Raw genomic sequence first — 15,571 nt, forward strand, 5'->3', positions numbered from 1 at the left:
ACTTTCAGCGCGCGCAGCGAGCGCGACCGGCCGTCCCAGGCGATCCGCGGCAGCATGTGCAGGTCGGTGCGGCCCTCGCTGTGCACGACGCCGCCGATCGTGGTGGCCGCGCTGACGAAGCCCGCCTGCTCGGCAAGCGCGGCGTCGCTGCGGCGGAACGACGCGGGATCGCCGAACGGATACGCCATGTGCCGGACCGGGCGCCGTAGCGCGGTTTCGAGCACCGCCTTGCCCATCGCGATCTCGCGCTGGGCATCGGCATCCCTGAGATGGGCGAGCACGGGATAATGCACCGTGGCGCTGCCGATCGTGACATGGGGGTCGGCGGCAAGCCTGGCGATATCGGCCCAGTCCATCGTCGCCTCGCGGGAGAGCGCGGCGAGGTCGACCGAGTGGCGCGAGCAGAGGTCGCGGATCGCGACCGACAGTTCGGCCGGCGCTAGCCTGCGCAGCCAACCCTGGAGATAGGCGAACAGCTCGGCCTTTTCGGCCGGCTTGAACACCGAGAAGCGCTGCTCGCGATGATCGATCACCAGGCTGATGCGGGCCTCGCGCGCGATCACCGCCTCGAGCCCGAGCCACCAGGCCTCGCCGAGCCCATCCGGAAACGCGCTGGGAACATAGACCGTGAACGGCACGCCGTGGCGCGCCAGCACCGGATAGGCGTGCGTGACGAGATCCTTCCACGCCCCGTCGAAGGTCAGGCAGGCGAAGCGCCGCGCCTCGGGCAGTTGCACGGCGCGGGCGCAGGCTTCGTCGAGCGAGACGATGTCATAGCCCCAGCGCTTGAGCTTGCGGATCACCTGATCGAGAAAGCGCGGCGTGATCTCGGCGTGCTTGAGCGGCTGGAACGGACCCTTGCGGCGCGGCCGCACCCGCTCGAACCGCAGGATGGCGCCGGCACCGCGTCTCGCCCGCGAGGCCAAGAGCGTGCCGCCGCTGAAAAAGGCCAGTTCGAGCCGGGCGCTCCGCAGCCACCTGTTGTCCGACGACAAATCCGCGCCCCTTCGCAAAATATCCACTTGAAACGCAAAGCTGCGCGCCCACCTGATGGGCAGCGACGATGGCGCGATTGCGTCGCCCGCCGTCACCCGAGTCTGAGAACATCGAGTTTAAGGACATCGAGCTTAAGATCGCGTGGCCGGCGCCGATTAGAACGTCTTTTGCTGATAACTTTTCCCGTTTTGGGACGCGTGCATTGCCATTACCCTTTGTTGAGACTTCTTTGCGAGGGTCGGATGACCCAGAGCAACAAAATTCCAAGACTCTCCCAATCCCAACGCGAGTTGCGCGATGACCATGGCCGCCGTGATCGAGAGCCGGACGGCGCAGGCGCCCGCGCAACGCCTCGTGTCCGGGATCGCGCGAGTCGAGATCATCTCGGATCTCGCCATAGCCGAGCCGGTCTGGCGCGCGCTCGAAGCTTCCGAGCAGGTCTTCACGCCGTATCAACGCTTCGACCTGCTCGCCGCCTGGCAGCGCGATGTCGGCGCGCGTGAGCAGGCGCGGCCGTTCATCGTCGTCGCGCGCGATGCGGAGCAGCGCCCGCTCCTGCTGCTGCCACTGGCCTTGCGGCACCGCTTCGGTGTCCGCGTCGTCAGTTTCATGGGCGGCAAGCATGCCACGTTCAACATGCCGCTGCTGGAGCGCGACTTCGCCGCGCGCGCGGGCGGTCGGGATCTCGACGCCCTGCTCGCCGGCTTGCGCGATCACGGCGGCGCCGACGTGCTGGCCCTCGCGCAGCAGCCGATGCGCTGGCGCGACCTCGCCAATCCCCTGGCACTCTGGCCGCAACAGCCGTCGGTGAACGACTGCCCCGTGCTCCTGATGCCGCCAGGCGCCGCGCCGACGGCGCTGCTGTCGAACTCCTTTCGCAAGCGGCTCAAGAGCAAGGAGAAGAAGCTCCAGGCGCTGCCCGGCTACCGCTACATGATCGCGGAGAGCGACGGCGAGATCGGTGAGATCCTCGACTGGTTCTTCCGCACCAAGCCGATCCGCATGGCCGAGCAGAAGCTGCCGAACGTCTTCGCCGAGCCCGGCGTCGAAGGCTTCGTTCGCACCGCCTGCATGGCGAGGCTCGCCTGCGGTCATCGGGCAATCGTGATCCACGCGCTGCGCTGTGACGCCGAGATCATCGCGATGTTCGCCGGCGTCGCCGACGGCGGGCGCTTCTCGATGATGTTCAACACCTACACGCTGTCGGAGAATGCGCGCTGGAGCCCAGGGCTGATCCTGATGCGCTCGATCATCGATCACTACGCGCAAAAGGATTTTCGCGCGCTCGACCTCGGCATCGGCTCCGACGACTACAAGCGGATGTTCTGCAAGGACGACGAGCCGATCTTCGACAGCTTCATCCCGCTGACCGCGCGCGGCCGCGTGGCCGCGGGCGCCATGGCGGCGATCGGACGGGCAAAGCATGCCGTCAAGCACAGCCCTGCGCTGTTCCGTCTCGCACAGCGGCTGCGCGGCGCGCTGCGGCCGGGCCCGACGAAGGACGAGGACTAGGCGGCGACGCCGCGCGGCCCGGGCTGGCTGCGGTTCACGCCGCCGACCGGCGCCTTGAGCATGGTGACGGCGCCGAAGCCGACCTCGCGCAGCTGCTCGCTCATCTGGCTGCGCGCCTCTTCGGGCATGGCGGGATCGGGCACCACGACCGCGCGCGCGCCCGCCGTCAAGAGCTCCGCCGGCAGGTCGGAGGCGTTGCCGGCGTCGAGCAGCACGTGGTCGTAGACGCGCAGCAGCGCGTCGATCGCAAGCGCCAGCCGCGGCGATTGCAACTGGTTGCGGTCGGCGCCGGGCCGGCCGGCATTGACCAGATGCAGCCGCGAGGCCTGGTCCTTGGTGATGATGGACGCGAACGACGCCTCGCCGAGCATCAGCTCGATCAGCCCGGGCGCCGCCGGATCGACCGAGAGACGGGCGAGCAGCTGCGGACGGCCGGCGAGATCGACGAGCACGACGCGGGCGTCCCGGGCCATGCTGCGGGCGAGCGACAGCGCGGTCGTCGTGACGGCCTCGCCGCCGGCGGTGCCGAGCACGGTGATCTTGCGGGCCGCTCCGCCCGCGGCCAGGAGACCCGCGGCGAGCAGATCGAGCTCGCTCAGGGACGGGACAGGCTTCACCGGTTCGGGCACCGGCGCGGCGGCAGCGGGTGGCGACGCGACGGCAACGGCAGCCGGAGGAGCGACTTGCGTGACGACAGGCGGCGCTGCCACCGCGGCAGGGGCGACCACGGAGACGGTGGGTTCAACCGGCCCGGCAGATGCCGACATCACCGGCTCCACCCGCGCCGGCGGCACAGCGGCGATGACGGGAGCGGCTGGTCCAAAAGCTGTCGCGGCGCGCGGCGCGGTGAGGCGCAGCAGCTCGCCGCTGATGACGACGCCGGCTGTCAGCATCAGCGTCGCCAACGTCGCGATCAGCACGATCGGCAGCTTCTTCGGATAGGCCGGCGTGTTCGACACCACCGCGCGCGAAATGATCCGGCCCTCCGCCGGCGGCGTGTCCAGGGTCTCGCGGGTGTTGGCCTCGCGGTACTTGGCGAGATACGACTCCAGAAGGTCACGCTGCGACTTGGCCTCGCGCTCCAGCGCCCGCAGCTGCACATCCTGGCCGTTGGTGGACGCCGCCTGCTTCTTGGCCTGGTCGAGGCTCTGGCTCAGCATCTGCACCCGCCCGTCGGCGATGCGCGCGTCGCTGTCGAGCGAGCGCGAGATCTTGCCGGCCTCGTCGCGGATCTGGCGGTCGAGATCGGCCAGCTGCGCCTTCAGCTCCTTGATGCGGGGATGATTGTCGAGCAGCGTCGACGACTGCTCGGCGAGCTGCGCGCGCAGGTTCACGCGCTGCTCGGACAGCCGCCGCATCAGCTCCGAATTGAGCACCTCGGACGCCTCGATCGGCTGGCCGCTCTGCAACATCTCGCGGATGAGCCGCGCCTTCGTCTCGGCATCCGATTTCAGTGCGCGGGCGTTGTTGAGCTGGGTATTGACCTCGCCCATCTGCTGGTTGGAGAGCGAGGTGTTGTTGGTGCCCATGAACGAATTCGACTTGGTGCGGAAGTCTTCGACGCGCGATTCCGCCTCCTCGACCTTCTTGCGCAGACTTTGGATCTCGCCGGCCAGCCACTGGCTCGCCGATTTCGCCTGCGCCTGGCGGGCGGCCTGCTGAACGACCAGATAGCCATCGGCAATGGAGTTGGCGACCTGTGCGGCGAGCGCCGGATCCTGCGACTGGAATTCGACGACGAGGACACGCGACTTGTCCACCGCGTAGACGGTCAGGCGTTCGTAGTAGGCGTCCATGACGCGCTCCTCGGGCGTCATCGCGAGCGGATCCTTCACCAGCCCCACCATGGCCGCGATCGACTTCAAAGGCGACACGCCGCGCAGCACGGGATCGAACTCGGGCAGCTCCCCGAGCTTGTTCTTCCGGATGATGTCCCGGGCCAGATCACGCGACAGCACGAGTTGCACCTGGCTCGTCACCGCTTCGGCATCGAGCGCGGTGCGCTCCTCCGCCCGCTCGCCGCTCGGGCGCAGGAACGGACTCTCGCGGCCATCGATCAGGATGCGCGCTTCGGACTTGTAGCGCGGGGTGATCATGTTGACCGCAGTGACCGCGAGCGCGAGGGCAAGCAGCGTCGGCAGCAGAATGAAGCCGCGCTTGCGCGCCAGCGCACGGCCGATCAGCCGAACGTCGAGGTCGCCGGACGCGACATGCTCGGCCGGCGCAGGCACGCTCGTCCGAGACGGGACGGACGCCTTGTCAGCCCGGACCTTCTTGTCGGCACGCCAGAACGCCAACCGCATCATCCACTCCCGCGACCTACGCCACGCTGCTACCCTACGTGGTACGATTACACTCTATTAAGGTTGCTGACCGGTTAATCGAACAACCGGCCCCGCTCGTCCAGAAACAAACCTCGCCACACAACATCGCGACGCTCGACCTTGGCAGTCACAATGTCGAAACGAGCCGGCCCTCAATCGAAGAAGTGAAGCTTTGTTAACCATCAGCGATCTATTCAGATACGTCACGAATGACCCAGCGCGAGAGACACCCGTGCTCCCTCAATCTGCCAGCCGTCAGATCAGCTCGCGCCCCACGGCCTGGCAAGAGCAGGCACAGGATGGCGCTGCAGACCAAGGCGACATGGCGCGATCGCCGGACCGGCCCCTGAAAATCCTCCATGCGGTGAGAGCTCCGGTCGGTGGCATCTTCCGTCACATTCTCGATCTGGCCAACGGCCAGGCCGATCGCGGCCACCACGTCGGCATCGTCGCAGACAGCTTGACCGGCGGTGAACGTGCCGATGCGGCGCTGGCGCAGATTGGACCGCGCATGGCGCTCGGCGTCCATCGCATCGCCATTCATCGCGAGCCGTGGCCGACCGACGTCATCGCGCTCAGCCAATTCCATCGCCTGTCGCGCCGGCTCGAACCGGACGTTCTGCATGGCCACGGTGCAAAGGCCGGCGCGTTCGTCCGCTTGCTCCCGCACCGGCCAGGGACCATCCGGATCTACACGCCTCATGGCGGATCCCTGCACTATCCGCCCACCACACTGAAAGGTGCTCTCTACGGACGGCTCGAACGCGCACTGATGAACCGGACCGACCTCTTTCTGTTCGAGAGCGTCTTCGCGCGCGACACCTATGAGCGCATGATCGGCCATCCGCAGGGCTTGATCCATTGCGTCTTCAACGGGGTCACGGCGGGCGAATTCGATCCGGTCACGCCGGCGACGGATCAGACCGATATCGCCTATGTGGGCGAGTTCCGGCACATCAAGGGGGCCGATCTTCTGATCGACGCCCTCGCGAATCTGCACGCCAACGGACGGCCCGTCACGCTCACCTTGGGTGGCGACGGCGAGGAGACGATGCGCCTCAAGGCACAGGTCGAACGTCTCGGCCTGACCTCCGCGGTGCGCTTTATTGGCCACGTGAAGGCTCGCGACGGCTTTTCCAAGGGCCGCCTGCTCGTCGTTCCGTCGCGCGGCGACTCCATGCCCTATGTCGTGATCGAGGCCGGCGCCGCCGGTGTCCCGATGATCGCGGCCAGGGTCGGCGGCATTCCGGAAATCTTCGGGCCGAACAGCGAGGCGCTCTTCATGCCGGGCAATGCGGTCGCGATGGCGCAAGCTATCGCGGCGGCGCTCGACGATCCCGCCACCACGCAGCTGCGCGCCAAGGCGCTGCGCGAACGTGTCTTCCAGCATTTCTCGCAGAAGGCCATGGTCGAGGGCGTGCTCGACAGCTACCGCGAAGCATTTACCAAGACCTGACGTCATTTACCATCGCTAACCGTTTCTTCCGAATTGCCGCTTAATCCCGACGTTGGGGAATTTCCCCCGGCGCGCTCAGCGCTTACATGACCACGAATACTAACAAACATAATCCGGGCTTGTACGACTGTGGAACCGATCAACGCTCGCTCGATGCTGGATGCTGCCGCGGCTTCGGCCGCATCGACCGCCGGGGCTGGACAGCAGCCGGCCGTTGAACGGCGCCGCCGTCTGTCGCCTGCGGCGCTCGCCGTCGCCAACCAAAAGGTCCACCGCGCCTATTCTCCGATCGTTCTCGCCGGCATTGTGCGTATCGCGGACTTCGTGCTGCTGAGCGTTGTCGGCAGCGCCATCTATTTCGGCTACGTCGTTCCGCTCAGCGGCTTCCATTGGGAGTACCTTGCGGCGATTCTCGGTCTCGCCGTCAGCACGGTTGTCTGCTTCCAGGCGGCCGACATCTATCAGCTCCAGGTCTTCCGTGCCCAGGTGCGGCAGATGACCCGGATGATCTCGTCCTACTGCTTCGTCTTTCTGCTGTTCATCGGCCTTTCTTTCTTCGCCAAGATCGGCAGCGAAGTCTCGCGCCTTTGGCTTGCGGCCTTCTTCTTCGTCGGGTTGGGCGCGCTGATCGCGAGCCGGGTCGTCCTGCGCAACCTGATCCGCAGTTGGGCGCGACAGGGCCGCCTCGACCGGCGGACCATCATCGTCGGTGCCGACCAGAGCGGCGAGGACTTGGTGCGCGCGCTGAAGACGCAGGACGATTCGGAGATCGAGATCCTCGGCGTGTTCGACGACCGCAGCGACTCCCGCGCGCTCGAGACCTGCGCCGGCGCGCCGAAGCTCGGCAAGGTCGACGACATCGTCGAGTTCGCCCGCCGCACCCGCGTCGATCTGGTGCTGTTCGCACTGCCGATCTCCGCGGAAACGCGCATTCTCGACATGCTGAAGAAGCTGTGGGTGCTGCCGGTCGACATCCGTCTCTCCGCCCATACCAACAAGCTGCGCTTCCGTCCCCGCTCCTATTCCTATCTTGGTGCGGTCCCGACACTCGACGTGTTCGAGGCGCCCATCACGGATTGGGACCAGGTGATGAAGCTGCTGTTCGACCGGCTGGTCGGCGGCCTGATCCTGCTGATGGCGCTGCCGGTGATGGCGCTGGTGGCGCTGGCGATCAAGCTCGACAGCCCGGGTCCGGTGCTGTTCCGGCAGAAGCGGTTCGGCTTCAACAACGAGCGCATCGACGTCTTCAAGTTCCGCTCGCTGTACCACCACCAGGCCGACCCGACGGCGTCCAAGGTCGTGACCAAGAACGATCCGCGCGTCACGCGCGTCGGCCGCTTCATCCGCAAGACCAGCCTCGACGAACTGCCGCAGCTGTTCAACGTCGTGTTCAAGGGCAACCTCTCGCTCGTCGGCCCGCGGCCGCATGCGGTGCAGGGCAAGCTGCAGAACCGGATGTTCGACGAGGCCGTCGACGGCTACTTCGCCCGCCACCGTGTCAAGCCGGGCATCACCGGCTGGGCGCAGATCAACGGCTGGCGCGGCGAAATCGACAACCAGGAGAAGATCCAGAAGCGCGTCGAGTTCGATCTGTACTATATCGAGAACTGGTCCGTGCTGTTCGATCTCTACATCCTGCTCAGGACGCCGCTGGCGCTGATGACCAAGAGCGAGAACGCCTATTGAATTCGGGGATCCGGAGCGGGCGGCAGCGCGCTTCGTGCGTAGGTCTGGCTGGTCCCGCCACGCGTTGCGTATGAGTGTGAGTTCGTGATGGCGTACACGGCGGCCGCCGGAGAGTTTGCGTCGAGGCCGATCACCCCTCCGGGAGTGATCGGCCTGCAGCGCGCGCTCGTCTGGCTGATCGGGGCCTCCGGCGCGATCGTGTTCATCGAACCAAGCCCTTATGAGCTCGTCACGCTCGCCTCCGCCGCGGTGTTCGTTGCGACCGGGATCAAGCTGCGCGCGGTGTTCGTTCCCCTCCTCCTGCTGCTGTTCCTGGTCAATCTCGGCTACACGATCAGCGCCGTTCCGCTGCTCGAGGATTCCAAGATCACGAACTGGATCGCGACATCCTGGTACATGGCGGTCACGGCCATGCTGCTGGCGATGATCACTGCGGAAGATACCGCGGCGCGACTCGACATGCTCCGGCGCGGACTCGTGGTGGGCGGCGGCATCGCCGGGCTTGCCGCCGTCGCCGGCTACTTCCATCTCGTGCCCGGCGGCGACGATCTCCTCACGCTGTATGGCCGCGCGCGCGGCACGTTCAAGGATCCGAACGTGCTCGGCGCATTCCTGATCCTGCCGGCGCTGCTCGCGCTGCAGAATGTCGTCACCGCCCGCGTTGCGGCGACGCTCCGCGCCAGCTTCGCGCTGGGCATCATGACGCTCGCCATCCTGCTTGCCTTCTCGCGCGCCGCCTGGGGCGGCCTGGTGCTCACCGCCGCTTTCATGCTGGCGCTGATGGTGCTGACCAGCCAGACGAGGGGCGAGCGATCCCGCATCATCGTCATGACGCTCGCCGCGGCCGTGGCGGGTATCGTCCTGATCGGCGTTCTGCTCTCCATCGACTCCATCGCCGACATGTTCAAGCAGCGGGCGAGCTTCGACCAGAGCTACGACGAGGGCCGCTTCGGCCGCTTCGGGCGCCACATCCTCGGCGCCGACATGGCGCTCGACCTGCCGTTCGGGATCGGGCCGCTGCAGTTCCACAACTACTTCCCCGAGGACACCCACAACTCCTATCTGAACGCGTTCATGTCCGGCGGCTGGCTGTCCGGCATCTGCTATCCCGCGCTCGTCTTCACCACCGTCATTCTCGGCTTCCGCTACCTGTTCGTTCGCGTGCCGTGGCAGCGCACCTACATCGCAATGTTCTCCGCCTTCCTCGGCACTGTCGGCGAAAGCTTCATCATCGACACCGATCATTGGCGGCATTTCTTCCTGATGCTCGGCACGATGTGGGGCATGATCGCCGCCACCCGCGCGCATCAGGCCGAGGCAAGCCGATCCGCAGAGATCGGCTCCCCCGTCACCTCGACCTAATCCTCCACCGTGAAGGTCAGCCCGGCATTGTCGACCAGCCGCTTGATCAGGCTGTCCTGGAGTACTGCGCCCGGAGTCCAGAAGCCGCCCTTCACGCCGGAGCCGTCGCGCAACAGGCCGATCGCGCATTCAGAGATCATCTTCGAGGTCGAGCCGTAGCCGGGATCGCGGTCGCCCTTGACGGTGGCGCGGACCTGGCGGCCGTCGGGCGCGATCGCGAGAAAGAGCAGGTTGTAGTAGCCCTTCTCACGCTCCTCCTTCGAGGGGCCCTCGCCCGGCTTCGGCGCGTTCGGGCCGGTCTTCTCGGAGTTCGCCGCCATCACCTTCTTGGCGTTGGCCTCGCCCTTCTCGCCGGGACCGGTCAGCACCATCTCGTCATAGACGAAGTCCTGGCCGTACGGGAAACCCATCAGCATGTTGGAGCGATGGACGTTGCGGGTGTTGATCAGCGCCATCATGAACGGCGCGGTCCAGGACTGCAGGTCCTCCTCGTAGAGAGGCTTGTTGCCGGTCGGCTGCTTCGGGCCCTTGAAGCCCGGCGTGAGCGCGAAGAAATCCTTCAGGACCGACACCAGGCTGAGGTCCTGGGCGACCGCATCGAACGTCGCCTTGGCGCTCGCGGCCGTGCCGCCCGACAGCGTGCCGCTCATGCCGCGGACGCGGCCCTTGACGCGGGCGGCCGCGGCGCCGAGCACCTTCTTGGCCTGCTGCTGCACGAAATAGACGCCGAGCTCGAACGGCACGGAATCGAAGCCGCAGGAGAACACGATGCGGGCGCCGCTCTTTTCCGCGGTCGCCTGATGCTTGTCGATCATCTGCCGCATCCACACCGGCTCGCCGCAGAGATCGACATAGTCGGTGCCGGTCTCGGCGCAGAGGGCAACGAGCTCGTTGCCATAGTACTGATAGGGACCGACGGTGGTCAGCACCAGCCTGGTCTGCGCCACCATGGCCTTCAACGACGCGGGATCGGAGGCATCGGCCGCGATGAGTGGCGTGTCGGCGGGCGCGCCGATTTCATCGCGCACAGCCGCGAGCTTGTCGAGGCTGCGGCCGGCCATTGCCCAGCGCAGCGTGCCGTCGCCTTGGTAGCGCGTGGCGAGATATTCGGCGACGAGTTTGCCGGTGAAGCCGGTGGCGCCGTAGACGACGAGGTCGAATTTGGATGAGGTCATTGTGGTTCCCTGGAGATCAACTGCAAATCGGTTGCGCCGTCATTGCGAGCGGAGCGAAGCAATCCTGAGTCCCATCCGCAGCTCTGGATTGCTTCGCTCCGCTCGCAATGACGAATATCTATTTCTTCCCATAAGATACGCTCATGCCGGCACGCACGTCGTTCTGGATGCCGTAGGGCGCGATCGGATAGCGCAGGCCGTTTTTGGCAAGCTGCTTCATGCCGGCGATCGCCTTGGCGAGATCGGCCGGCTTCAGCGCCATCAGCATCTCCTCGTCCGGCACGCCGCCATAGCGGCGCTCCGCGAAGCAGGGCAGCGACAGGCTGGGCTCACCGGTCTTCAGCGCGCGGCCCCAGGAATCGGCGCAGGCCGTCTCGCCGACCACGCCCCATTCGAACTTCTTGTAGCCGACATATTGCAGGCCGTTGATCAGGATGATCATCTGTCCCGGCGTCGCATAGACGAGGCAGATGTCCGGCGGATCGAGCCGGCCGCTCGCCAGCGGGCTCACCGCCATCGCCTGGTAGCGGCCTGATGGCACCACGTCGAGCGCCTCCTGCCGCTTGCGGGCATCCTCGGCGGTGCCGTGCCAGACGCCGACATAGCCCTCTCCCTTCAGCCAGGTCTCGTCCTGCGGACCGAGCCCGATCACGGCGCGGCACTGCGCGCCGACGAGGTCGTCGCCGGTGATGCCGACGGTCCAGCCGAGCCGCGCGGCCATGCTGACGATCTGATCGGTGGTGTGCACGGCATTCGGCCGGCGGATCTTCTCCACCGCTTCCATGTCGGCGACGCGTGCGAACATCTTGATGCCGATCACGGTCGTCTTCAGCCGCAACAGGGCGTTGAGATCGGCAACCATCGCCGCGAGATCGAGCCGCTCGGAGGCGTTCGGCTGGTGCATGTGGCGCTCCCTCTCTGCCGCGCGACCCGGGCCTGTGAGGCTTGGGTCGGCTTCGGGGCGCTTGTTAGACGCTCGCGGCCCGCGAGGCCAGCCCCTCCGCCGACCGGGTTCGCCCGCCCTACCATGATCCTTCTCGATCCCCTGGGAATCACTTATGAATTTTTGATCCTCAGACAGGACCCAGCGATGAGCCGCCGTGACCGGAACAAGGGCGCGAAGAGCGCAAGGCCCGGCCCCGCTGCGCCGCCGCCCGCTTCGCCGATCGCGCTCTACGAGGCCGGCCTGCAGCATCTCGGCAGCGGCCGTCTGCTCGACGCGCAGATGTGCTGCGAGCAGGCGCTGGCGGTCGATCCGGCCCACGCCGACGGCCTCGCGCTGATGGGCATCATCGCCCTGCAAAGCGGCCAGCACGACCATGCCGTGGCGTGGTTCTCGCGGGCGATCCGGCAGAACCCGAAGATCGACTACCTCACCAGCCTCGGCTTCACCTTGAAGCAGATGGGCCGGCTCGACGATGCGCTCGCCGTGTTCGACAAGGCGATCCAGCTCAAGCCGGACGATGCCGAATTGTGGAAGCACATGGGCGCCGTGCTGCTGGCGGCCAACCGCCACGGCCAAGCGCTGCTGAGCTATCAGCAGGCGCTCACGCTCAATCCCGGACATCGCGAGGCTGCGTTCCAGAGCGGGCTGCTGCTGCAACAGCAGGAGCGCCACGAGGAAGCCGTGCAGGCCTTCACGGTGTGTCTGACCCAGCAGCCGAGCGATCTGCCATCGCTGCAGATGCGCGCCAGATCGTTCCGGCACCTGAAGCGCTACGATGAGTATCTGGCCGATTGCCAGCGCGCGCAGACGCTTGCTCTGGCCGATCCGCTGGTCTGCAACAATCTCGGCGATGCCCTCGTCTGCCTGCGCCGCAACGACGAGGCTGTGGCCTGGTTCGACAGGGCGCTGGCAGTGCGGCCGGGTTTGGTGGACGTGCTGCACAACAAGGGGTTTGCGCTGCTGCAGGTGCTGCGCTTCGAGGAGGCCGCCGCGGTCTACCGCGAGATCCTCGCGCTCGAGCCTGGAAATGCCAAGGCAGCCTGGCAGCTCGCCCATATCGAGCTGCAATGCGGCGACTACGCAGCCGGCTGGGCGCGACGCGAGGCCCGCTGGGCCATGCCCGATTTCTCGCCCGACTATCCGCGCTGCTCCGAGCCGAAATGGCTGGGGCAAGAGGATATCGCAGGCAAGACCCTCCTGATCGAGGAGGACGAGGGTTACGGCGACAACATCCAGTTCGCGCGTTATCTGCCGATGGTCGCGGCGCGCGGCGCCAAGGTGATCCTGGTGGTGCGCGAGCCGCTGCGGCGGCTGATGGCCGGCATCGAAGGCGTCTCGCAGTGCCTCGCCTTCACGCCGGACCTGCAGCGGCCGGCCTTCGACATGCATTGTCCGATCATGAGCCTGCCGCTGGCCTTCGGCACCACGCTCGCCAGCATTCCGCCGGCGAGCTATCTGCCGCCTCCGCCGGCCGATCGCGTCGCGTTCTGGGAGCAGCGGCTCGGACCGCACCACCGGCTGCGCGTCGGCCTGGTCTGGTCCGGCAACCCGCATCAGGCCAACGACGGCAACCGATCGATGCCGCTCGCCACGCTGCTGCCGCTGCTCGAGGTCGAAGCCGACTTCATCAGCCTGCAGAAGGAGCTGCGCACCGCGGACCAGGCGCTGCTCGCCCGAGAGGGGCGCATCCGTGACGTCACCGCCGAATTGACCGACTTCGCCGACACGGCGGCCCTGATGTCCTGTCTCGACGTCGTCGTCACCGTCTGCACCAGCGCCGCGCATCTTGCCGCGAGCTTGGGGCGTCCGACCTGGATCATGCTGCCCTACCTCGCCGACTGGCGCTGGCTCAGGGATCGCGACGACAGCCCGTGGTATCCGAGCGCGCGGCTGTTCCGGCAGGATGCCGGCCGCCGCTTCGAGCCGGTCGTCGCCCGCGTGCGCGCCGAACTGGCGGCGAAGGCGGCCGGCTTCAAGGGCACGACCGCTTAGGTCGGCCCTGGGAACAGCTCGTCCGTGCGGCCGCGCAGGCGGTAGGCCAGGAGGCCGACCCATTCGCGCACGGCGATGTCGGCGCGACGCAGGCCGAGAAGCGAGATGCCGTCGAAGTCGAGCACGCGGCCGACGCGCCAATCCACCGGATAGGGCTCGACCGGAAAGCCGGCCTTCCGGAACAGCCCGACCGAGCGCGGCATGTGATAGGCCGAGGTCACCAGGAGCCAGCGCTCGCCCGGCTTGGGAGAGATCAGCGCCTTGGAGAAGATCGCATTCTCGTAGGTGTTGCGCGACTGCCGCTCCAACAGCAGCCGCTCCTTGGGCACGCCGAGGCTCTCCAGGATCTCGGCGCCGACATCCGCCTCCTTTGCCTCGGTCGCGATCAGATTGGCGCTGCCGCCGGTGAACAGCACGCGCGCATTCGGATAGCGCCGGGCCAGCACCGCGGCCTGGATCACCCGGTCGGCGCCCGCCACCGTCACCGGCATGCCGTACATCGCGGAGAGATCGGAATCGACGGGCCCGCCCAGCACGATGATGCCGTCCGGCGCGCCCTTGGCCGGATCCCATTTCGGAAACCGGCTCTCGAGCGGATAGAGCATCAGGCTGCCGAGCGGCGTCAGGCCGACGACCGCCAGCAGCAGCATGGCCGACACCACGAGCCTGCGCCCCAGCTTGGCGAACCGCGTCAGCATCAGGAGGGCGCCGATGAGGCCGAGCGCGATCATGAAATTGGTCGGCAGTGCCAGCAGGCCGAGCGTCTTGGACAGGACGAAGAACATTCAGGACTCCGGCGCGGGGTGAAAGGCCACGGCCGCCCTCATACACGACAGCCGCCATGCGTCGCCATCTCTCTGCGAACGCCATGTGATGCGCTATGCTGTGCTGCGAACCGGCACGAATGAGAGGATCATGGCCCATCATCATCTGCACGCCAGCCCCGAGACCTGTCATTGGGGCTTCTTCGAATCCCGGCTGAAGCCGGTGCTCACGGTCGACAGCGGTGACGAGGTCACGATCGATTCGATCAGCGGCGGGCCGGACGTGGTGCCCGACACCAGCAAATTTCACGTGCCGCCGGAGCTGTTCGACGTTCACGCGCGCAGCGAGCGGATGGTGCCGGGCCACATCCTGACCGGGCCGGTCGCGGTCCGCGGCGCCGAGGTCGGCGACGTGCTGGAGGTCGACATCCTCGATGTCCAGTTGCGCCAGGACTGGGGCTACAATTTCATCCGGCCGCTGGCCGGCACCCTGCCCGACGATTTCCACGACAGCCGGTTGATGAACATCCCGCTCGATCGGGAGCGCATGGTCGGCAAGATGCCGTGGGGGCTGGAGCTGCCGCTGGCGCCGTTCTTCGGCGTGATGGGCACCGCGCCGCCGCCGGCCTGGGGCCGCATCACCTCGCTGATCCCGCGCGCGATGGGCGGCAACCTCGACAACAAGGAGCTTGGGCCCGGCGCCAAGCTGTATCTGCCGGTGTTCGTGCCGGGCGCACTGTTCTCCTGCGGCGACGGCCATGGCGTGCAGGGCGACGGCGAGGTCTGCGTCACCGCGATCGAGACCGCGCTGCAGGGGCGTTTCCGTTTCACCGTGCGCAAGGATCTCCGCTTCGACTATCCGCGCGCCGAGACGCCGACGCACTACATGACCATGGCGATGGACCCCGATCTCGATCAGTGCGTGGTCAAGGCGCTGCGCGACATGATCGTGCTGCTCGGCGAGAAGCGCAATCTGTCGCGCGAGGACGCCTACACGCTGTGCAGCCTCGCCGCCGACCTGCGGGTGACGCAGACCGTCAACGGCTCGAAGGGCATTCATTGCATGATCGCGAAGGCGGTCGTGCACGGGTGACATCGGCGTCAGGGGCGCACGCTGGCGCCCCTCCCCCGCCGTCGTCCCGGGCTTGACCCGGGACGATAGCCACCGGCCGATGTGGTGCGCCGATGTCTGCCAGATCGCCCCATCACTCCCGCCGCAGCGTATCGCTCCCGGGTCAAGCCCGGGACGACGGCGGCGGGCGGCGCGATCAACTTCCGATAAAAATAATCTACTTGCTATTTTTCGGAAATTATGGTCATCTCCGCGCATCCCGCCTCAAGCAGAAGGGGCGTTGCGC

Annotated in this window: 11 protein-coding genes; 6 read left to right on the plus strand and 5 right to left on the minus strand. The window is 66.9% G+C overall.

Annotated features, from left to right (window positions below):
- The coding region (locus BRAS3809_RS23700; RefSeq protein WP_035657920.1) for a polysaccharide deacetylase family protein at window positions 1–995 on the minus strand (995 nt) is incomplete at its 3' end.
- 298 nt (window positions 996–1,293) lie between these two features.
- Between BRAS3809_RS23700 and BRAS3809_RS23705 the strand changes: the two genes are divergently transcribed.
- On the plus strand, window positions 1,294–2,508 hold the full coding sequence (locus BRAS3809_RS23705) for a GNAT family N-acetyltransferase (RefSeq protein ID WP_008964571.1): 1,215 nt from the start codon (window positions 1,294–1,296) through the stop codon (window positions 2,506–2,508).
- Here BRAS3809_RS23705 and BRAS3809_RS23710 read toward each other — a convergent pair.
- Window positions 2,505–4,811 (minus strand): GumC family protein, encoded by a 2,307-nt coding sequence (locus tag BRAS3809_RS23710; RefSeq protein WP_008964572.1) that lies wholly within the window; start codon window positions 4,809–4,811, stop codon window positions 2,505–2,507. The two genes, BRAS3809_RS23705 and BRAS3809_RS23710, sit on opposite strands and share 4 nt — an antisense overlap.
- 343 nt (window positions 4,812–5,154) lie before the next feature.
- On the opposite strand from BRAS3809_RS23710, the gene BRAS3809_RS23715 reads away from it, so the two are divergent.
- From BRAS3809_RS23715 to BRAS3809_RS23725, 3 genes are all read left to right on the plus strand, one after another.
- The gene (locus BRAS3809_RS23715) at window positions 5,155–6,288 is read left to right on the plus strand and encodes a glycosyltransferase family 4 protein (RefSeq protein WP_008964573.1); all 1,134 of its coding nucleotides are present in this window, start codon (window positions 5,155–5,157) and stop codon (window positions 6,286–6,288) included.
- Between the two features lie 153 nt (window positions 6,289–6,441).
- Window positions 6,442–7,974, plus strand: coding sequence for an undecaprenyl-phosphate glucose phosphotransferase (locus BRAS3809_RS23720; RefSeq protein WP_008964574.1), 1,533 nt, complete (start codon window positions 6,442–6,444; stop codon window positions 7,972–7,974).
- A gap of 87 nt (window positions 7,975–8,061) precedes the next feature.
- The gene (locus BRAS3809_RS23725) at window positions 8,062–9,336 is read left to right on the plus strand and encodes an O-antigen ligase family protein (protein WP_008964575.1); all 1,275 of its coding nucleotides are present in this window, start codon (window positions 8,062–8,064) and stop codon (window positions 9,334–9,336) included.
- Here BRAS3809_RS23725 and BRAS3809_RS23730 read toward each other — a convergent pair.
- Both BRAS3809_RS23730 and BRAS3809_RS23735 read right to left on the minus strand, forming a co-directional pair.
- Window positions 9,333–10,511 (minus strand): saccharopine dehydrogenase family protein, encoded by a 1,179-nt coding sequence (locus tag BRAS3809_RS23730; RefSeq protein WP_008964576.1) that lies wholly within the window; start codon window positions 10,509–10,511, stop codon window positions 9,333–9,335. The genes BRAS3809_RS23725 and BRAS3809_RS23730 overlap by 4 nt on opposite strands.
- Window positions 10,512–10,629: 118 nt before the next feature.
- A complete protein-coding gene (locus tag BRAS3809_RS23735; protein ID WP_008964577.1) occupies window positions 10,630–11,415 on the minus strand; it encodes a DUF169 domain-containing protein in 786 nt (261 codons plus the stop codon).
- Between the two features lie 186 nt (window positions 11,416–11,601).
- Between BRAS3809_RS23735 and BRAS3809_RS23740 the strand changes: the two genes are divergently transcribed.
- On the plus strand, window positions 11,602–13,449 hold the full coding sequence (locus tag BRAS3809_RS23740) for a tetratricopeptide repeat-containing glycosyltransferase family protein (protein ID WP_008964578.1): 1,848 nt from the start codon (window positions 11,602–11,604) through the stop codon (window positions 13,447–13,449).
- Here the strand turns inward: BRAS3809_RS23740 and BRAS3809_RS23745 are convergent.
- On the minus strand, window positions 13,446–14,234 hold the full coding sequence (locus tag BRAS3809_RS23745) for a YdcF family protein (RefSeq protein ID WP_008964579.1): 789 nt from the start codon (window positions 14,232–14,234) through the stop codon (window positions 13,446–13,448). The genes BRAS3809_RS23740 and BRAS3809_RS23745 overlap by 4 nt on opposite strands.
- Window positions 14,235–14,364: 130 nt before the next feature.
- Between BRAS3809_RS23745 and BRAS3809_RS23750 the strand changes: the two genes are divergently transcribed.
- A complete protein-coding gene (locus BRAS3809_RS23750) occupies window positions 14,365–15,306 on the plus strand; it encodes an acetamidase/formamidase family protein (RefSeq protein WP_008964580.1) in 942 nt (313 codons plus the stop codon).
- Window positions 15,307–15,571 lie beyond the last annotated feature (265 nt).

Source organism: Bradyrhizobium sp. STM 3809, assembly GCF_000239795.1.
Classification (GTDB): Bacteria; Pseudomonadota; Alphaproteobacteria; order Rhizobiales; family Xanthobacteraceae; genus Bradyrhizobium.